This is a genomic window from Ereboglobus luteus, assembly GCF_003096195.1.
GTDB classification, from domain to species: domain Bacteria; phylum Verrucomicrobiota; class Verrucomicrobiia; order Opitutales; family Opitutaceae; genus Ereboglobus; species Ereboglobus luteus.
In genome coordinates this window covers 1,748,060-1,766,856 of sequence record NZ_CP023004.1, presented here as the reverse complement: position 1 = coordinate 1,766,856, position 18,797 = coordinate 1,748,060, and the positions used below count along the sequence as shown (strand labels likewise).

General features: G+C 60.3%; 19 protein-coding genes. 10 read left to right on the top strand and 9 right to left on the bottom strand.

Annotated elements, in window-relative coordinates; translation table 11 throughout:
* Positions 1-13 precede the first annotated feature (13 nt).
* Both CKA38_RS06630 and CKA38_RS06625 read right to left on the bottom strand, forming a co-directional pair.
* Complete coding sequence (locus CKA38_RS06630) at positions 14-1,015, bottom strand: glycerophosphodiester phosphodiesterase (protein ID WP_108824779.1); 1,002 nt, start codon at positions 1,013-1,015, stop codon at positions 14-16.
* Complete coding sequence (locus tag CKA38_RS06625; RefSeq protein WP_108824778.1) at positions 1,012-1,998, bottom strand: sugar-binding transcriptional regulator; 987 nt, start codon at positions 1,996-1,998, stop codon at positions 1,012-1,014. Before CKA38_RS06625 ends, CKA38_RS06630 begins: the two co-directional genes overlap by 4 nt.
* A gap of 247 nt (positions 1,999-2,245) precedes the next feature.
* Between CKA38_RS06625 and CKA38_RS06620 the strand changes: the two genes are divergently transcribed.
* From CKA38_RS06620 to CKA38_RS06605, 4 genes are all read left to right on the top strand, one after another.
* Positions 2,246-3,262 (top strand): rod shape-determining protein, encoded by a 1,017-nt coding sequence (locus CKA38_RS06620; protein WP_108826457.1) that lies wholly within the window; start codon positions 2,246-2,248, stop codon positions 3,260-3,262.
* A 130-nt stretch (positions 3,263-3,392) separates the two neighbouring features.
* Positions 3,393-4,253, top strand: coding sequence for a rod shape-determining protein MreC (gene mreC / locus CKA38_RS06615; RefSeq protein WP_236919201.1), 861 nt, complete (start codon positions 3,393-3,395; stop codon positions 4,251-4,253).
* Positions 4,250-4,789, top strand: a complete 540-nt coding sequence (locus tag CKA38_RS06610; RefSeq protein ID WP_108824777.1) for a hypothetical protein — start codon at positions 4,250-4,252, stop codon at positions 4,787-4,789. Before mreC ends, CKA38_RS06610 begins: the two co-directional genes overlap by 4 nt.
* 3 nt (positions 4,790-4,792) lie before the next feature.
* Positions 4,793-6,772, top strand: coding sequence for a peptidoglycan D,D-transpeptidase FtsI family protein (locus CKA38_RS06605; RefSeq protein ID WP_108824776.1), 1,980 nt, complete (start codon positions 4,793-4,795; stop codon positions 6,770-6,772).
* 260 nt (positions 6,773-7,032) lie between these two features.
* Here CKA38_RS06605 and CKA38_RS06600 read toward each other — a convergent pair whose 3' ends face one another.
* Positions 7,033-7,266 carry a ferredoxin gene (locus CKA38_RS06600; protein ID WP_108824775.1) on the bottom strand — a complete coding sequence of 78 codons (234 nt, stop codon included), beginning with the start codon at positions 7,264-7,266 and terminating at the stop codon, positions 7,033-7,035.
* Positions 7,267-7,436: 170 nt separating this feature from the next.
* Between CKA38_RS06600 and CKA38_RS06595 the strand changes: the two genes are divergently transcribed.
* The 3 genes from CKA38_RS06595 to kduD all read left to right on the top strand — a co-directional run bounded on the left by CKA38_RS06595 (position 7,437) and on the right by kduD (position 10,372).
* Positions 7,437-8,336, top strand: coding sequence for a rhomboid family intramembrane serine protease (locus CKA38_RS06595; RefSeq protein ID WP_152032710.1), 900 nt, complete (start codon positions 7,437-7,439; stop codon positions 8,334-8,336).
* A 399-nt stretch (positions 8,337-8,735) separates the two neighbouring features.
* Positions 8,736-9,560: a 5-dehydro-4-deoxy-D-glucuronate isomerase gene (gene kduI / locus CKA38_RS06585; protein WP_108824772.1), complete on the top strand. Its 825-nt coding sequence runs from the start codon at positions 8,736-8,738 to the stop codon at positions 9,558-9,560.
* Positions 9,561-9,601: 41 nt separating this feature from the next.
* The gene (kduD, locus tag CKA38_RS06580; protein ID WP_108824771.1) at positions 9,602-10,372 is read left to right on the top strand and encodes a 2-dehydro-3-deoxy-D-gluconate 5-dehydrogenase KduD; all 771 of its coding nucleotides are present in this window, start codon (positions 9,602-9,604) and stop codon (positions 10,370-10,372) included.
* 84 nt (positions 10,373-10,456) lie between these two features.
* On the opposite strand, the gene hemE is transcribed toward kduD, so the two are convergent.
* From hemE to CKA38_RS06565, 3 genes are all read right to left on the bottom strand, one after another.
* Positions 10,457-11,527 carry a uroporphyrinogen decarboxylase gene (gene hemE, locus CKA38_RS06575; protein WP_108824770.1) on the bottom strand — a complete coding sequence of 357 codons (1,071 nt, stop codon included), beginning with the start codon at positions 11,525-11,527 and terminating at the stop codon, positions 10,457-10,459.
* A gap of 111 nt (positions 11,528-11,638) precedes the next feature.
* Complete coding sequence (locus CKA38_RS16735; protein ID WP_257791572.1) at positions 11,639-11,773, bottom strand: hypothetical protein; 135 nt, start codon at positions 11,771-11,773, stop codon at positions 11,639-11,641.
* A 117-nt stretch (positions 11,774-11,890) separates the two neighbouring features.
* A complete protein-coding gene (locus tag CKA38_RS06565) occupies positions 11,891-12,769 on the bottom strand; it encodes a LysM peptidoglycan-binding domain-containing protein (protein WP_108824768.1) in 879 nt (292 codons plus the stop codon).
* A gap of 86 nt (positions 12,770-12,855) precedes the next feature.
* Here CKA38_RS06565 and CKA38_RS06560 point away from each other — a divergent pair, with 86 nt between their 5' ends.
* The 3 genes from CKA38_RS06560 (at position 12,856) to CKA38_RS06555 (ending at position 15,095) form a co-directional block, all read left to right on the top strand.
* Positions 12,856-13,845 (top strand): KpsF/GutQ family sugar-phosphate isomerase, encoded by a 990-nt coding sequence (locus tag CKA38_RS06560; RefSeq protein WP_108824767.1) that lies wholly within the window; start codon positions 12,856-12,858, stop codon positions 13,843-13,845.
* Between the two features lie 66 nt (positions 13,846-13,911).
* Positions 13,912-14,484: a hypothetical protein gene (locus tag CKA38_RS15360; RefSeq protein WP_152032708.1), complete on the top strand. Its 573-nt coding sequence runs from the start codon at positions 13,912-13,914 to the stop codon at positions 14,482-14,484.
* 95 nt (positions 14,485-14,579) lie between these two features.
* The gene (locus CKA38_RS06555; protein WP_108824766.1) at positions 14,580-15,095 is read left to right on the top strand and encodes a hypothetical protein; all 516 of its coding nucleotides are present in this window, start codon (positions 14,580-14,582) and stop codon (positions 15,093-15,095) included.
* Between the two features lie 338 nt (positions 15,096-15,433).
* Here the strand turns inward: CKA38_RS06555 and rbsK are convergent, their stop codons facing one another.
* From rbsK to CKA38_RS06540, 3 genes are all read right to left on the bottom strand, one after another.
* Positions 15,434-16,363 carry a ribokinase gene (rbsK, locus tag CKA38_RS06550; RefSeq protein ID WP_108826455.1) on the bottom strand — a complete coding sequence of 310 codons (930 nt, stop codon included), beginning with the start codon at positions 16,361-16,363 and terminating at the stop codon, positions 15,434-15,436.
* A 130-nt stretch (positions 16,364-16,493) separates the two neighbouring features.
* Entirely contained in the window at positions 16,494-17,519 is a 1,026-nt protein-coding gene (locus CKA38_RS06545; protein WP_108824765.1) for a GRP family sugar transporter, read from the bottom strand.
* A gap of 131 nt (positions 17,520-17,650) precedes the next feature.
* The gene (locus CKA38_RS06540) at positions 17,651-18,679 is read right to left on the bottom strand and encodes a LacI family DNA-binding transcriptional regulator (RefSeq protein ID WP_108824764.1); all 1,029 of its coding nucleotides are present in this window, start codon (positions 18,677-18,679) and stop codon (positions 17,651-17,653) included.
* Positions 18,680-18,797: the final 118 nt, after the last annotated feature.

The window sequence follows — 18,797 nt, the reverse complement described above, 5'->3', positions numbered from 1 at the left end:
TGACGAGCGGGGATTATTTCTTCCCCTTCTTGGCGTAGTATTTTTTGATTTCGAGCATGGCGACGTCGGGATTGTCGGTGGCAAAGGAGGCCACCCCGAGGTCCATCAGTTCTGAGTAAACGCCCTCGCGGGAAATATAGGGAAACGACTGATACAGGATGCCGAGGGAGCGCATGCGCTCGCCGAGCTTGATGATGAAGGAGCGCGTATGGTTGAACGGCTCGGAGGGATCGTCGGTGCAGGGGATTTTTTTCCAGTCCCTGCCGCCGTCGCTGGCGCGATCATAGTTTGCGCCGTTCCGATTGAGGTGCACGTGCAATTGCACCGAGGTGATTGCTTTGATGTCACCGCTGGCGACAAGCTCGTCGATCATCTTGGTGATTTCCTGCTCGCCCGTGGGCATCCAGAGAAGCGTGCCGGACTCGGGCACGAGTTTTTTCCATTCGATATGATGCGCGGGATGGCGCGAGGCGAGGATGACGCGATCGCTGACGCCGGCGTCCTTCACCAGTTTTGCGAGCACGGCGAAGTCCACCTTCTTGATGTCGAGGTAAAGACGGAACTCGGGATTGTCGGCCATGTAGGCGAAGATGTCGGTCATTTTCGGAACGCGGCGGCCCTTGAACGAATCGCCTTTCCACGCGCCGACATCGAGGGTTTGGAGAAACGCCCACGTGCTTTTTTCGACGGAGCTTTTCTTGAGAGCCTCGTCGGCGCCCTTGACCAGGCGCTTGAAACTGCCGTCGTGGAAGGAGACGATGACGCCGTCCTTGGTGGCGCGGATGTCGGCCTCGGGAACGGTGCCCAGGGCCCAGCCAAGTTTGAACGACTCCAGCGTTCCCTCCTCGGCGAGATTGCCCGCGCCGCGGTGGCTTTGCACGGTGAAGTCCTTAAGGGCGATGTGGTCGGTGACGTTCCAATTGCTTTTCGGGGACGCGGAGGTCCGTGCTTGCGCAAACAAGGCGGTTGGGGCGGCGGCAACGAGCAGCCAGGCGAGTGCTATGCGGGGGCTCATTTCTTTTTCTTGGTTGATTTTGTTTTTGTGGATTGTGCGGAATAGTTAAGCAGCGTGCGCGCGCTGGGCTCGTCGATGATGATGCCCTTGAGAAAGCCGCCCTTGATGGCGGCCATGATCGAGGGCGCCCGGTCGTTGCCCGTCACCACGCCGATGACTTGGGGGATTTTGGCGAGCTGCGAAAGCTCGATGCTCATCACGCAGTCGCGCCAGGGAGTGTCGCACTCCTTGCCCGCGGCGTTGAAGTAGCGCCCGCAAGCCTCGCCGACCGCGCCGGCGTCGCGCAGGGCCTCGATCTCGTTTTGCTTGAGGACGCGACGCTCGGTGAACACGGAATTGTCCAGCGCGCCAATGCCGATGACGGCGAGGTGGGCGCGGTCGAAATAGTTGTTCACGGTGCGGATCTGCTCAAGTCCGAGCAGGGCGTCGCGCATTTTTTTCTCATGCACGTAGGCGGGCGTGTTCATCGCCACGAAGTTGCCGCCGAGACGCTGGGAGAGCACGCGGCCGATTTCCTGGGCGTCGAAAGTGTTTATGTTGGAATCAACGCTGCCCATCGATTGCACGATGGTCGGCGCCAGGCTCTTGGATTCGCGCACGTTTTGGATGAGCGCGTGGATGGTGCGGCCCCCGCCAAGGGCGATGATGCTCTTGGTCTCGATAAGCGACTCGAACGCGCCGGCGGCGAACAGGCCGATGGTTTTGCGCAAGTCGGCGGGCGGCAGGTTTTCGGCGGTCCTGATGACGATGGCCGTCGAAAGCCCGAGCTGGACGCGCAAGCGGGTTTCGAGTTCGCGGTCGCGCGGCTCGTAATCCGCGACCGTAATGCGGACGATGCCACGCTCGCGCGCCATGGCGAGAAGGCGCGACACCTTGGCCTGCGAAACCTTCACGAATTTGGCCACTTCATCCTGTCCCAGCCCCTCCACGTAATAGAGGCGGGCGGCAAGATGTAATTGGTCGTCTGAATAACTATTCCGCATTACGATTTAAAGATTTGGTTCGTTGCCCAGAGGATGTCAAGGCGTGAGCAGCGTAATTTTTATACAGAAAAATGATGGGAGGTGTGCAAACAAGGCGCGTGGCGAACCGGCGCGGCCTCTTGCAAATGATCTTGTATTATTCTTATTTACCCTTTGACAGAGACTGTCCTCGAAGATTCTTTTCTGTCGCGGACACGCATCGCCCCGCGGCATGCGCGGAACACACCTTTCAACGAACAGTTACAAAATGGCTTCAAACCTCTTAGGTTACTTCTCCAACGACATCGGCATCGACCTCGGCACCGCCAACACACTTGTCTATGTGAAGGACAAGGGCGTTGTTCTGCGCGAGCCAAGCGTTGTCGCGCTCGACACCAACACACGCAAGGTTCGCGCCGTCGGCGATGACGCCAAGCGCATGCTTGGCCGAACCCCGGGCAACATCACCGCCATTCGCCCAATGAAGGACGGCGTCATCGCCGACTTCGACGTGACCGAGGCGATGCTCCGCTACTTCATCGGCAAGGCGCGCATCCACACGCTGCGCATCCCGCCGCGCGTCGTCATCGCGATTCCCTCGGGCATCACCGAGGTCGAAAGACGCGCCGTGAAGGACTCCGCGTCCCGCGCCGGCGCGCGCGAGGTGATCACCATTCCCGAACCCATGGCCGCCGCGATCGGCGTCGGCCTGCCCATCGACGAACCCGCCGCCAACATGATCGTGGACATCGGCGGCGGCACGACCGAAATCGCCATCATTTCGCTCGCGGGCGTCGTGTTTTCAAAGTCCGTGCGCGTCGCGGGCGACGAACTCGACAGCGCGATCGTCAACTACATGAAGCGCGCCTATAACCTTCTCATCGGCGAGCGCACCGCCGAGGAAATCAAAATGCGCATCGGCTCGGCGTATCCGCTCGACGAGGAAATCGACATGGAGGTGAAGGGCCGCGATTCCGTCGCCGGGCTCCCGAAAACAATCCACATCACCTCGCAGGAAATCCGTGACGCGCTCGCGGACACCATCAGCGCGATTGTCGACGCCGTGCGCGCGACACTGGAGCGCTGCCCGCCTGAGCTTTCCGCCGACCTCGTTGACCGCGGCTTTGTGCTCGCCGGCGGCGGCTCGCTCATTCGCGGCATCGACCGCCTGTTGAGCGACAAAACCGGCCTGCCCGTCACCGTGGCCGAGGATCCGCTTTCCGCGGTCGCAAACGGCACCGGCGCCGTGCTGAACGACATCAACTGGTTGCTGCAAAATGTCTGACGGCATTTTTGCCGGTTTTGGATTTTCGATTCTCGATTTTGGATTTTGGGGCCTCCGCTCCGATTTCGCTTTCGTTTCCGCGCGGTAGCGCGTAATCCAAAATCCAGACTTCAAAATCCAAAATTTCTTCGTGCAATTCAAGCGCTTCGACCAGACAAAACCATTCATCGTTCTCGCCATCGTATTCGCGGCGTGGATGTTTTTGCCGTTCGCCGTGAAACGCTTCGCGAGGCACACGTTTTTTGAGTTCCAAGCGCCAATCGACGTAAGCGCGGCAACCATCCGCACGTTTCAGGATTACTGGGCGATGCGCACGCGCAACCCGAACGACCTCATCGAGGCGGGACAGGAAATCGCGAGACTGAACTCATTTTACGAAAACAAAATCAGGGAGGCCAAAACGCTTGAGGACGAAGTCGCCCGGCTCGAGGCGCTGCTCAACCTGCCCGTGTTTAACGAATACCGCCACGAGGCCGCGCGGGTGGTCCGCCGCGATTACAACGCGTGGTGGCAGCGCATCACGATTCGCAAGGGCCGCAACTACGGCATCACCGTCGGCTCGCCGGTGATTTTTGCCGGGGGTGTCGTGGGACGCGTGAGCGAGGTGGGCCTCTACACATCCGTCGTCGATCTGCTCAGCAGCCCCGGCGTGCGCCTTTCGGCTGTCATTGAGACGGACGGCAAGCATCGCCCCGTCAATTTTCAGGGACGCTCGAGCGCGGCGTTTTCGAACGCAACCGGCTCGCTCGAGTTTGTGCCGCTCGATATTTTTATCGCGCCCGGCGAGGAGCCGCGCGTTGTCACCTCCGGCCTGGGCGGTGTGTTTCCACCGGGGCTTTCCCTCGGCGTGCTACGCAAACTCGAGCCCGACAGCGACGGGCTTTTCCAATCCGCCGAGGTGAGCCTCGACTCGCGCCTCTCCTCCCTCATGGAGGTCACCGTGCTCGTGCCTCTCGCCCCCAATGAACCGCCGAAGGGAGGCGCGCGATGATCTCCCTCCACCGCCAGCCGCTTGTCGTGATTGTCTGCGGGATCTTGCTTTGGACGATCACCGCGCAAATCAACCACTACCTCGCCGTGTGGCACCTCAATCTTTTCACGGGCGGATTAATGGTCGCCCATGCGGCGCTGCGCTTTCGGTCGCGCGTCATCTGGCGCATCACGCTGCCGCTCGGCCTGTGGCTCGACGCCGCGTCGGCCGTGCCCTTCGGCATGCACGCGGCGCTTTTTCTGCTGGCGGGCGTGATTATTCACCGAGTGCGCGGACGCACGCCGCGCGTCGACACCGCCTCGGGCGTGATCGCCGCGGTGAGCGCCAACGCCATCCTGTTTGTCGTGATCGCGATCGCCTTTGCGATTCGCGGCCCCGTGCAAACCGGCGTCCTCTACACGCTGCTTGTGAACCTCGTGCTTTCGAGCGCGCTTGTGGCGCTGATCGCGCCGTGGTATATCGCGCTGCAAACACGCGCCCTCGAACTCGCCGGCATCAACGCGCACATGCAGCTCGGCCTCTCCGCGCACGACTAAAAAATGCAGCCGCCCGACAAGACAGACCCGCGCTCCGGCACGCTCGTTGAGATCCACAAAACCTACGACAAGCGCATTGTCATTTTTTATCCCACCATCGGCATCCTCCTGCTCATCGTCGCCATCGGGTTCGCCTACCAGCAGCTCTTCAAGACCAACGAATACGCGGAAAGCGAAAAAATCCAAAGCCTGCGCCGCATTCTCACGCCCGGGCCGCGCGGCAACATTTACGATCGCGAAGGCCGCCTGCTCGTCGGCAACCTCGCCCGCTACGCCGTCACCATAAACCTCGACGAACTCCGCGCCGAGTTCCGCCGCGCCTACCTCATCACGCGCCGCAACTACCGCGAGGCGGACGACAAAAACATACCCTCGTCCAGGCAGCTTTGGATCATTGCGCGCTACGCGGTCATGCAACGCTACCTCGACCGGATAAACGAAATCACCGGACGCGACGAGGCGGTGAACGCCACGCGCTTCCAGCGCCATTTCAACCAGCAGTTGCTCATCCCCTACACGCTGATCGACGACCTCACACCCGGGGAATACGCGCGCCTCGCCGAGCAACTGCCCGTCAACTCGCCGCTCCGGCTCACCGCCAGCAGCATCCGTTATTATCCGCACGGCAGCGCCGCCGCGCACGTGCTCGGCTATATCCGCTCCAGCGACGACCTCGACGCCGAGGGCTTCCCCGGCGAAAACCTGACCACTTTCAAAATGCGCGGCACCACGGGACGCGACGGACTCGAGCTAAGATTCAACGAACACCTCCAGGGCAAGCCCGGCTACACCATCTACCGCGTCGATCCCGCGGGCTACCGCATCGAGCCCCCGCTCGAGCACCAGCGCGCCGTCCAGGGACAAAGCATCGTCACCAGCCTCGACATCGACCTGCAAAAAGTCGCCGAGACGCAACTCGGCGACATCGACAACGACGGCTATCGCGGCGCCGTGGTCGCGCTCGACGTGCCCACCGGCGAAGTCCTCGCGCTTGCCAGCAACCCCGGCTACAACCCCAACGACTTTTTCCCGCGCCTCAGCCAGGAAACGGTGGACAAGATGAACACACAGCGCGCATGGTTCAACCTCGCCATCGCCGGCGGTTATCAACCCGGCTCCACATTCAAAATCATAGACGCCATCGCCGGATTCCGGCACAACGTGCTCAAGCCGGACACCGAGTATTATTGCGACGGCATACTCCGCGTCGGCAACCGGAACTTTGTCTGCAACAACCACAGCATGCGCGGCGAAATGAGTTTTCGCGACGCGATCGCCAAGAGCTGCAACATCTTTTTTTATCGCGAAAGCCTCGTCCTCGGCGCGCAACCCATCGCCGACGAAGCGCGCCGCTTCGGACTCGACCAACGCACCGGCATCGAGCTTCCCAGCGAGGGCAAGGGGAACATACCCGACCCGATCCAGCGCCGCGCACGCGGCCTGCCATGGACCGGCGGCGACACCGTCACGCTGGCAATCGGTCAAAGCGAAATCACCGTCACGCCCTTGGAGATGGCGGGTTTCGCCGCCTCGGTTGCGCGCAACGAAACCCGCACCACGCCCACGATATTGCACGACCCCAACCGCACGCGCCAGCGCACCGAACCCATCGGGCTGACGCCTGAACAGCGCCACGCGCTCGTCGATGCGATGCGCGAGACCATGAAAACCGGTTCCGGCCGGATGCTCACCAATCCGCGCTTCAAGGCGCTCAATCTTGGTTATCTCGACATCGCCGGAAAAACCGGCACCGCCCAGCGCGAAGTGTGGGTGGATGGCAAGCGCGGCATCATCAACCTCGCGTGGTTCATAGGTTTCGCGCCCGCGGAAAACCCGAGCATTGCAATCGCCGTGGTTCTCGAAGGCAACATCCCCGGCGAAGAACTCGGCGGCGGAGCCAAAGCCGCCCCGATCGCGGGCTACGTGCTAAAAAAGTATTTCGAAAAACACCCCGACCAAATCCCCGCGCAGCCGGAAATGTAGGGGCAAACGCAAAATACCGTCCCTACGGGCGTGATGCGTCAGGATTGCGCGGTTGTATCGTCACTCTCCAGATGCCGCACCGGCGTATTTGATCGAGCACATAAAACGCCGAAACCGATGTGTGCTTTATGACAGTGCATGATTGGGGCCGGGTTGATTTTTGGTGGCAATCTGCCTCGTCATCCGGCTTTGCGCAACCTACAAAAAAGCCACCGATCTTATCGGTGGCTTCGAGAAAATAAGAGATCCTTGTCGCGCGCTTATTCGCCGTCGTTGCCGATGGCCTCGACCGGGCAGCCCTCGAGGGCTTCCATGCACAGCGCCGTGTCTTCCTCGGTCGCCGGCTGCGCTTGCACGTAGGAGTATCCGCCCTCATCGCTGCGCGCGAAAAACGCGGGAGCCGTCTCGCGGCACAGGTCGCAGTCGATGCATTGCTGGTCGACATAGAATTTACCGGGAACATTGGAGGGCCATTTATCGTCTTTGTTTGCCATGATGACAGGCAAACAAAACGAAAACTTCGCGCTGTCAAGTTAGCTCATTTGTCCCGTGGGCGCAAAAACACGCGCATCCGCCCGCAAATTTTCACGGACGAGTGCTTGTGTTTGCCGGCTTATCGGGCAAGTTTTGCAGCCTCTCCGCCAAGACAGCGATTCACTTTCCGATGGCATTCTCAGACAGATCATACGTTCGCGACAACCACAGGAACAACCGCCAGCAAACCAGCACGCTGGTGTGGCTGTTGTGCGCAATCGGCGCGGGCTTTATCATACAATCGGTTTTTGAGCGACTCGTGCCCGGCGGGGAGGGCGCGTTCACACAGGCCGCCGCGCTTGTGCCGGGCCTGTTCGTCAAGGGCCGCGCCTGGACGCTCGTCACCTACACATTGCTTCACGGCAACTGGCTGCACCTGCTCGTGAACGGCATCACGATTTACTTCATGGGGCGCGAGGTGCTTCCGCTGCTTGGCAACAAACGGTTCGCCTGGTTCTGCGTCGCGGCGGCGGCGGGCGGCGGGTTGATGTGGCTCGCCGTCAATTTCCACCACCAGTATTATACGCTCATCGGCGCGAGCAGCATCTCGCTCGCGCTGCTGATTCTCTTCGCGTGCTTTTATCCGAACAACAAAATCACGGTTTTGCTGTTCTTCATCATACCGGTTTCCATCCGCCCGAAATACCTGGCCATCGCCGCCGCCACGCTCGACCTCTGCGGCCTGTTGTTTCTCGAAATCCCCGGCAGGCACACCGACATTTCCGTCGCCTACTCGGCGCACGTCGGCGGCATAATCGTGGCGGTCTGTTATTATTTCCTCATCCACAAGCGGGCCTGGCGCAGGAGCGAGGCAGCCCGCGAGTCCGCGCTGCCCGAATGGCTCCAGAAAAAGAAAAAGCCCGCCGCGGTCGTCACGCCCAAATACACGGTCAACATCACCAGCCGCGCCGATCTGCGCGCCGAGGTCGATCGCATTCTCGACAAGATCAACAGCCAGGGATTCGCCTCGCTGACCGACGAGGAAAAACGCACGCTCGACAGCGCCAAGGACATGCTCAGCGGAAAGTGACAGCGGCCTCCTGCCGACTGCCGGTGTTTGCGCGGACGGAACCCGCCGCCGGTTGAAACATGTCCTGCCCCACGGCTTTTCGCGCTTGGTTTTTCCAAGCAATCGGTGTTGGCTCGGGGACGCATGTTGCTCGTGTCCGTTTTTGCATTTTTATCATTCTCCTTGTTCATTTTGCTCACACTCATGAAAACCCTCGCCGCCCCTCCGCCCGTCCTCGCGACGCGCTCGGAAAAGCCATGCCCTTGCGTCGCGCTCGGAAAAGCCATGCCCTTGCGTCGCGTTTTCCCTGCTATCGTTGCAAAATCGAACTGACTGATTGCGTCGACCCTTTACATCGTTGGCGTTAATCTTTTCCGACTTTAGACCAGTAAACCCGCAATAAACCATAAACATAAAACCATGAAACTCCACTATTCCGCCAGCCCGGACACCACCAACAGCATGACCACGGAGCAGCTCCGTGACACCTATCTCATCCAGAGCATTTTCCAGCCCGGCCAGATCATCGCCCACTACACCGACCTCGACCGCATGGTTGTCGTCGGCGTGCAGCCCGCCGGCGCGCCCCTCAAGCTCGGCAACTACAAGGAAATCGGCTCGTCCTACTTCCTCGAGCGCCGCGAAATCGGCATCCTTAACATCACCAAGACGCCTGGCACCGTCACCGTCGGCGGCAACAAATACGAGCTCGGCCACCTCGACTGCCTCTACATCGGCCTCGGCGAACAGGACGTCACCTTCTCCGGCGACACCCAATTCTACTGCATCAGCACGCCCGCCCACATGAAGTATCCGACCGCCGTTCTCCGCGGCGAGGACATCAAGACCCCGCCCATCGGCGACCCGGTCAACGCCAACAAGCGCGTCATCCGCCGTTACATTCACCAGCTCGAGGGCGGCATCAAGAGCTGCCAGCTCGTCATGGGCTGCACCACGCTCGAAACCGGCAGCGTTTGGAACACCATGCCCTCGCACGTCCACAGCCGCCGCACCGAAGTCTATCTCTATTTCGACGTGCCGCAGGACCAGATGGTCGTGCACCTCATGGGCGAGCCCAACCGCACCCGCAACATCATGGTGCAGGATCGCGACGTCGTCCTCTCCCCCGGCTGGTCGATCCACTCCGGCTGCGGCACCGCCGCCTACCGCTTCGTCTGGGCCATGGGCGGCGACAACCAAAAGTTCGAGGACATGGACGCCGTCGAAATCAAGGACATGCGCTAAGCAAAACTCCCTCTCCCATCAACCAACCAAAATAATATTCCATGAGCAAATTACTCGATCTCTTCAAACTCGACGGAAAAGTCGCCATCGTCACCGGTGCCGCCCGCGGCATTGGCCAAGGCTACGCCCTCGCCCTCGCCGAAGCCGGCGCGGACGTGGCGCTCGTTGACGTCATCCCGATGGATGAAACCGCCTCGAAAATCGCCGCCCTCGGCCGCAAGAGCGTCAGCATCACCGCCGACCTCTCCAAGGGTGACGAAGCCGCTCCCGGCATCGTCGCCGAAGTCGTGCAAAAACTCGGCCGCGTTGACATCCTCGTGAACAACGCCGGCATCATCCGCCGCGAACCCTTCACCGAGCACAGCGCGAAAAACTGGAACGACGTCATCGCGATCAACCTCTCCACGCCCTTCTTCCTCAGCCAGGCCGTCGCCAAGCAGATGGTCGCGCAAGGCCAGGGCGGCAAGATCATCAACATCGCCTCGATGCTCTCGTTCCAGGGCGGCATCCTCGTCCCCGGCTACGCGGCGTCGAAAGGCGGCATCAAGAGCCTCACGATGCTCATGGCCAACGAACTGGCCCCGCACAAAATCTGCGCCAACGCGATCGCCCCCGGCTACATCGCCACGGAAAACACGCGCCCGATTCGCGAGAACCCGGAGCGCAACAAGGCGATCCTCGACCGCATCCCCGCCGGCCGCTGGGGCACGCCCGAGGACCTCATGACGACGGTCGTGTTCCTCGCCTCGCCCGCCTCCGACTACATCAACGGCCACACCCTCGCCGTGGACGGCGGCTGGCTCTCGCGCTAAGCGAACACGCAGCGCACGCAAACACACTCAAACAAAAAGCGCGCCGGAATTCCAGCGCGCTTTTTTTATTTCCCCCCTCACGCTTCAGCCCTTCAGCCCTTCAGCCTTTCCCCCGACCTCCCCGAATTCAACAACCGCGTCCACCAGCGCGTGCATGCACTCGATTTTGGCGGACGGCGTGATGCCGTGCCCAAGGTTGAAAATATGCCCGCCCGGCAACCCGCGCATCGAGCACAGCAAGCGCACCGCCTCATCGCGCACAATCTCCGGAGGCATTTGCATCAGCGCCGGATCAAGGTTGCCCTGCAGCGCCACGCCCGCCGGCAATCCGCGCCGCAGCGCCGCCAGGTTCACCGTCCAGTCCACGCTCAACACGCGAACACCCGACTTCGCCTGCGCGCCATGCTGCGCCGCCGCGCCCCTGGCATACAAAATCACCGGAAAATCCGGGGGCAACGCCGCCGCGATCTCGCGTATCCATTTTAAGGATACATATTCGTAGTCATGCGCCGCGATGATTCCGCCCCACGAGTCGAAAATCTGAATCGCGTCCGCCCCCGCCGCGATCTGCATCCGGAAATACGTAATCAGCGCGTCCGTGAGCTTGCGCATCAGCGCCTCAAACGCGCCGCGGTCCGTGTAATAAAGCTGTTTCGCGCGCGCAAAATCGTCCGAGCTTCCGCCCTCGAGCATATACGCCGCCAGCGTCCACGGCGAACCGCCGAAACCGAGCAGCGCCTTGCCGTCCGACGCCAGCTCGCCCTTGAGCAAACGCAGCGCGCCGTCCACATACACAAGCCGCTCGGGCACGGCCTCCGCCGGCGCAAGCGCGTCAATGTCCGCTCGCGATTCAATCCGACGCGCCATTTCAATTCCCCCGCCCTCGCGAAACGCATACGCCTGCCCGAGCGCCTCGGGAATCACCAGGATGTCGGAAAATAAAATCGCCGCGTCCAGCCCCGGAAACCGTTTCAACGGCTGCAAGGTGACCTCCGTCGCCAGCTCCGGCGTGCGCACCATTTCAAGAAACGACGAACGCGCCTTCAGCTCGCGGTATTCCGGCAGATAACGCCCCGCCTGCCGCATCACCCACACTGGCGGGCGCGACAACGGTTGCGAGGCGCACGCGGCGAGAAATCGTTCACGGGAAGTCATGACAAATGGGAATAACGGAAAGTGAGCGGGGAGTGGTGAAAAAACAGACTTCGGACAGGGTGTCCGGCCTCTGGTTTTCCGTCTCCCGCCCTTTGTGTTTTGTTTCCCCGACTATCGCTTTTTTCCGAGCGGAATCGACAGGCTTCCGCCGCCGGTTGTCCCCGTGCTGTTGCCCGATTCGCCCCAGGCGCGGAACGACTGGCAGCCCGACATCAACACGCACACCGCCGCAACAAGCGCCAGCACGCCCGCGCGGAAAAAGCCCCGCCCGCATTTTTTCGCGCTTAATCCTTCGTTATGATTGTTCGAGTTCATTTGCATCCATTCATGTTGGTTGGCGTCGATTGGCGATAAAAAACTGCCTCAGGGAATGCGCAATTCCATTCCCACGCGCAGCGGCGTGTTGCGCGACTGGAGCTGGTCGCGGTTGGCGTTCACAATCGCATCCACCTGCGCGTTGCGCGCCGAGCCGTAATGCTGCCGCGCGATATTGTATAAACTGTCACCCTGGCGCACCACGTGCCGGCGCGCGGGCGCGGCCTGTTGCGGCTGCGGCGCCGGTTGCGATACGGTTGTCGGCGCCGCGTGCGCGGTGCCCTGCGGCTGCGCGACGGGCTGCTGGGTCGCGACTGGCGCGGCTTGGGAAAACTGCGTGTTCTGCGATGTGACGATGATCGGATTCTCCGCCGCCACGACGCGCCCCGTTGTCTGATGGGTCGTGTTTATGGGAACGCGCGCCGCCGCTGCTTGCGCCACGGCGAGGTCGGCGCGCAGGCGTTCGTTTTGCGCGCGAAGCCGCTTGATTGTCTCGGCGTAATCCGGGGACGCCCCGGACAAATCCAGCGAGGGCCGCCCGGGCAGCGTGCTCATGTAGTCGCGCTTTGCCGCGTCGATCCGCTGCTTGATCATCGCGCTCTGCGGCGAGTTCCGCATTATGGCCAGGTATTTTTGGTAATGAAAAATCGCCGTCAGGTAGTCGCGCACTTGCTGCTGGTAAATGATTGCCATGTCCAGGTGCGTCTCCGGCGCATTGTTGAGCCCGCGCTTGACGAGCACCCGGTCATACGTGGCCAGCGCCTCCGATGTGCGCCCCTGCCTGACCATTTCCTTCGCCTTTCTGTATTCCGGATCGTCAACCTCCGCCACTTCCGCGGTGCTCTCCGCGCGCCAGCATCCCGCCGCCAAAAGCAGCGCGGCGCACAGGCAAAAAAACACGGAAAACAGGGACCGGCGGGATCTCATCTTGAAAAGCTAGACGGAAAAGGATTTGAACGACAATAAACTCCTTCGTAATTTTTGCAACAAACCGGCAGAGACAATTCAAATCAATGACACTTTCCACAAAAACCGCCCTTTCCCGCGCCCGCGCCTGCATTCGCACCGAAATGGATGCGCTCAAGGCAACCGCCGTCGCACTCGATGAGGAGTTCGCCGTCTGCGCCCGCATGGTGGGCGACACCGCCGCGAACGGCGGCAAGCTCATCTTCTCCGGCGTGGGCAAATCCGCGCACATCGCCCAAAAACTCGCGGGCACTTTCAACAGCACCGGCATCGTCTCCTGCTTTCTTGATCCCACGCAGGCGCTCCACGGCGATTTCGGCATCTGCGCCGAGGGCGACATGGCCTTCCTCATCAGCAACTCCGGCCAGTCCGAGGAAATCCTCCGCATCATTCCCGCCCTGAAACGCTTCGGCCTGAAAATCCTCGCGCTCACCAGTTTTGCCGACTCCGACATCGCGCGTCACGCCGACTGCCGCCTGCTCTATCGCGTGCCCCGCGAAGCCTGCCCGCTCGAGCTCGCCCCCACCGCCAGCACCACCGCGGCCATGGCCCTCGGCGACGCGCTCGCCATGGTGCTCCTCGAAACGCGCGGCTTCACGCGCGAGGATTTCGCCCTGCGCCATCCCGCCGGCAACCTCGGACGCCTGCTGCTGCTCAAGGTGAAGGACATCATGCGCACCGGCGACCGCCTCCCGCTCATCACGGCCGACGGCACGCTCCAGGAATCCATCCTCGCCATGACCGCCGCCAAGTCCGGCTGCATCGCAATCATCGACCCGAAGACAAAAAAGCTCGCGGGCATCCTCACCGACGGCGATTTCCGCCGCGCCGCGCTCACCGGCAACAATTTCCTGTCCAAGCCCGTCTCCAAGTTCATGACGCGCACGCCGAAGGTCATTGATGAAAACGCCCTGAGCGTCGAGGCCATGCGCCTTTTCGAAAAGCACAAGATCGACGATCTCATCGTGGTTGACAAAAAAGCCCGCCCCGTCGGCGTGATCGACGGCCAGGATCTGCCGAAGCTGAAGATCGTGTAAGCGGCAAACCCCTCCGATTCTTTTCGGAGGGGCAACACTCGCGGCTAAAAAGCCGTATTCCAAAAAATGAATCTCGATAAAACAAAAGTGTTCGCTGACCTCACCAAGCGGCACCTAGAGGGTGATTCCACCGCCCGGGATTTGCTTGATGCTTTTAAAACGACACTTGATGACGGTTATTGTCTCTTCAATGCTTATGAAGAATGGAAAGGAGCTTTTTCATTTTATCCAGGCCGAACTGATACACTTTCACTAATTGCTAATCTTGCCCAAAAAATCGCCCACTATGCCACGGATGACACGTTACAAATGTTTGCTGAACCCGAATGGCGAGAGCTTGTGGCCTTGCGCGGGCCATTCAATTGCGCCGTTCGTTACATATGTGCCAACTGTGGAGTGAATTACGCGGGCTTAAGGCAATCGGGCTTCGATGATCGCATGCCTGCAATCTGTAATTCTTGCGGGGATGTATGGCTGCAATCGGGATATGATAACACGCCCTTACCAGAGTGTGACTGCGGCGGTAGTTTTTTGCATTCAGGCTGCCCCAAATGTCGCAGCGAAAAAACCGAAGGGGAAATTTATTTCTCTTCTTATGAATACTTCCAAACCCACAAATGGAAAGAAAAAAGAGGCTGACAGAACGCGAGATCCAACGCGCATAGTAGAAAATCTTGAATACAAAAACGTTTGTCTGCGCGGGCCCCTCTGTAGCATTCACAAAAAATCTCATCATGAACCCCAAGTTATCAATAATACTCCTCGTCGCAATAATCTGCCTGTCCGGATGCGGCACCCGGCCATATACGCCAACGGAATATAAGCTCAGAGACGGGGTGATCCCATTGCTTAGTGTCGCGGGCGACACATCCATAATTAATGGCCTATCAGAAACTAATAAAGTGCGTGTTTACGAATTTATCGGCGTCAACCTGACGTCGAACTATAAAGACATAACCCAACTGATGGTTGATCAGGCAAAAAAAGAATTGGCGAAGAACACGCAAACCAAGACCGCAGGCAAACCCAAGACCATAGAAATCCAAGTGACTTATTTAAAAAGCGAATACCAGATGATGTGGTGGAAAAGTGAACTGAGATATACCGCCGTATTAGGTGGCTCGGAGAAGATTGAGAAAGTCGTTCGCCATGGCAGCGGCCAGGTAATTCAGGATCTCAACGGATGTATTGCCGATGCGGTTGTGGATTTACTGAAGGACATCAAAGTGGTTGCTTATTTGGCGGAGTAAAAAAGCTGGACCAGCAGAAATAAGATTCGATCAGCGGGCCCGCCTTTTGGCGCATCATCACTCCGATGGGTTCGAAAACCAGATGCGCGAGGGGCGCTTGCGTTGCACGCGTCCGGCAGCGGGACGCAGCCGCTCCGGCGCAAGCGCGATTTCGACGACAACAGCGTTTAATTCCAACCCGCCCCCGTGCGCAGACGAGGGCGCACGCGAGGTGCGCCCCTACAAGCTGGCGCGTTTTTTGTCGCATTTTGAGGTAGGGCGAACCGTCCCGGTGAGCCGTTCGCATTTTCGGCTCAGCCGGAGGCTTTGCCCTACCTTGAATGTCTGAAGGCGTTCGCTTATTTTTTCCGCATCAGGCGCTCGATCTCGGCGCGTGTGGGCGCGGAGGGTTGGGCGCCGAGACGGGTGACGGAGATTGTCGCGGCGGCGTTGGCGAAACACACCGCGTCGGCCAATGACCGGCCTTCGCTCAACGCGACAGCGAGCGCGCCGTTGAAGGTGTCGCCGGCGGCAGTTGTGTCCACCGCCTTCACTTTGCGGACGGGGACGAGTTTGCTCGTTTCGGCGTTGCACAGATACGCGCCTTTTGAGCCAAGCGTGATGATCACGTTTTTCACGCCCTTGCCCATGATCACGCGGGCGGCGGCCTCGGCGCTGGCGGTGTCGGTGACCTTGATGCCGGAAAGAAACTCGGCCTCGGTTTCGTTGGGCGTGATGATCGATACGAGCTTGAGCAACGAGGCCGGAAGCGGCGCGGCGGGCGCCGGGGCGGGATTTAATATGACGGGCACGCCGTGCTTTTTCGCAAGGCGCGCGGCGGCCGTGATCGACGAAACCGGGTTTTCGAGTTGCGTCACGAGCATGTCGGCGTTCTTGAAGGCGGCCTCGGCGTTTTGAACGTCTTTCGGGAGCAGTTTTTCATTGGCCCCCGAGGCGACGGCAATGCTGTTTTCGCCGGACTCGGACACGAAGATGAGCGCGACACCCGAGGGCGCTTTCGGGTCGCGCTGGATGTGGCGCGTGTTGATTTTGTCGGCCTTGAGTCCCGCGAGAGTCCGGTCGCCAAACATGTCGCGGCCCACGCGGGCGACGAAGGTGACGTCGGCTCCGGCGCGCGCGGCGGCAACGGCTTGGTTGGCGCCCTTGCCTCCGGCGGCGGTCACGAACCGGCCGCCGATGAGCGTTTCACCGGGACGCGGAATGCGTCCGACTTTTATTATCATGTCGGTGTTGGAGCTGCCGACAACGAGGATGCGAGGTTTTTTCATATTGGGAAAATGGCGTTGAAGTTTTATTTTGACCACGGATTGCTCGGGTTGGCACGGATGACAAACCGGGCGGCGCAAGCGGCGTCCCGCGGCATTGATCCGTGCATATCCGTGCGGTCAAAAAACGGCTTTAGAGTTTTGAAATGACGAGGAATGCGATGCCGATGAAGAAGGTGATGAACATGGCGGCGAGGAGCGGGGAGGTGCCCTTGGGCGCGCCCTTGAATTCCTTCCAGATGAACACACCCCAGACGGCGGCGACCATCGTGGCGCACTGGCCGAGCGCGTAGGACAGGGCGGCGCCGGCGGCGGAGGCTGCGATGAGACTGAACGCCATGCCGATGTTCCAAACCGTGCCACCGAGGACGCCGACGGCGTGCAGGCGGAGATTGCCCTTGGTGAAGTAGTCGCTCACGGGCACGGGTTCGCCGCGCACGGGTTTTTTGGAGGCGATGGTGTTCCAGACGAAGTTGGAGAGGAAGAGCCCAAGCGCGAACACAACGAGCGCGGTGTAGGGCGTCATCAGGCCGGGCTCGGGTGCGGCGAAGTTTTGAATCATGCCCTTGGAAACGAGGCCGAAGAAACCGCCGCCCATGAGAAGGCCGGCGACGACGGAGATCACAATGCCAAACGCGGAGCCGCCGGACTTGCCGCCGCCGCTCTTGGCGGCCATGAGTTTTTTGTAGGCGAGGGCGTTGAGAACAATGGCGACGGCGACAAGCGCGACGCCGATGTAGAGTTGCGTGGCGTTGCCAACCTCGCCGGGGCGGAAGAAGGCGGTCTGCAGCGTGCCGACGACCAGCGCGAGCCCGACGCCAATCGGAAACGCGACGGCGAGGCCGGCGATGTCGATTGCGATGACGAGCAGGATGTTTGAAAGGTTGAACAAAACGCCGCCGAGAAACGCGAGCGCCATGTGGTTGGTGCCGGCCTGCGAGATGTCGGCGAGGAAGCCGCGCCCCTCGGAGCCGATGCTCCCGATGGTGAATGCCATGACGAGCGCGGAGAGCAGCACGCCGAGGCCGTAGTCCCAGTAGAATAGCTGGTATTTCCATTCACGGCTGGCGAGTTTCTGGGTGTTGCCCCACGATCCCCAGCAGAGCATGGTCACGAAGCACAGGATCACCGCGACGGGGTATGATTGTATTGTTAGCATGATGTTTTATATTTTGGGTTTATATTTTTGTTTTGCAGGTTTGATATTGGACAATAACGGCGGAAAATTGAGACGGGACGAACGACAGGACGCGCGGCGCGGGCGTTTATATTATTTTATACTAATTTATATTAATCCAGTTTTCGCACTGACTGCCTGATGACGAGCGAGGTGGGCAGATACAGGCCGCTTTTCGTCGCGCTCGACGGGGCGCGCATTTCGTCGAGGAGGAGCTTGACGGCAGCGGCGCCCATTTCGAGGTGCGGCTGCGCGACGGTCGTGAGCGGCGGGGAAAGGTGCGCGAGATAGGGCTGGTCGTCGAAGGCGATCACCGAAATGTCCCCGGGCACGCTGCGGTTTTCCTCGCGCAAGGCGCGCAGGGCGCCGAGCGCGAGAAGATTGCTCATGGCGAAGATCGCCGTGATGTCGGGGGTCGCGCGGATGAGGAGCTTGGTGTCGAGGTAGCCGCTTTGCTCGCCAAAGGAATCGCCGACGACAAGGCGCGGATCAAAGGGAACGCCCCGCTCCTTGAGCGCGGCGGTGTAGCCGCCGACGCGCGCCTCGCTGGGCGCGGTGCCGACCATGCCCTGCAGGCAGGCGATGCGGCGGTGGCCGTTGTCGAGCAGGTGCGCGGTGGCGTTTTTCGCGCCGGTGAAATTGTCCGCGCTCACATAGGGCAGGCCGAGGCCGGGGAAGACGCGATCGACCAGCACCAGCGGGCGTTGCTCGCGCGCGTAGCGTTCGAGGTAATCCGGCGTCTGGCCGACCGGGCAAAGAATCATGCCGTCAACCTGCCGCGCCCAGAGCAACTCGATGGACTGCTTTTCAAGCGCGGGGTTTTCCTCGCTGTCGCAAAGCACGATTGAGTAACCGTGCGTGCGCGCCACGTTGACGACTTGGCTGGCGATGCCGGCGAAAAAGGGATTGGCGATGTCGGGAATTATCAGGCCGATGGTGTGCGTTTTTTTGAGACGCAGGCCTTTCGCGATCGGATTTGGAGTGAAGTTTTCCTTCGCGGCGAAGTCCTTGATCGCTTTTTCGGTTTCGGGACTGATCCGGTATTTCTGGGCCTGTCCGCTGAGCACACGCGAAACCGTGGTTGGCGAAACGCCAAACTTTTCCGAGATGAGCTTCAGGGAGTTGCGAGGTCTGGAATTCATTCCACGAAAACGGATTAAGTTGATAACAAAGACAAATGCGAGGGTGGGGGCTTGCTGGTTTTGCGCAATCGTTAGAGTTCATTTCAGAATGACCGTCAATGAAAAAATAATTCGCTGA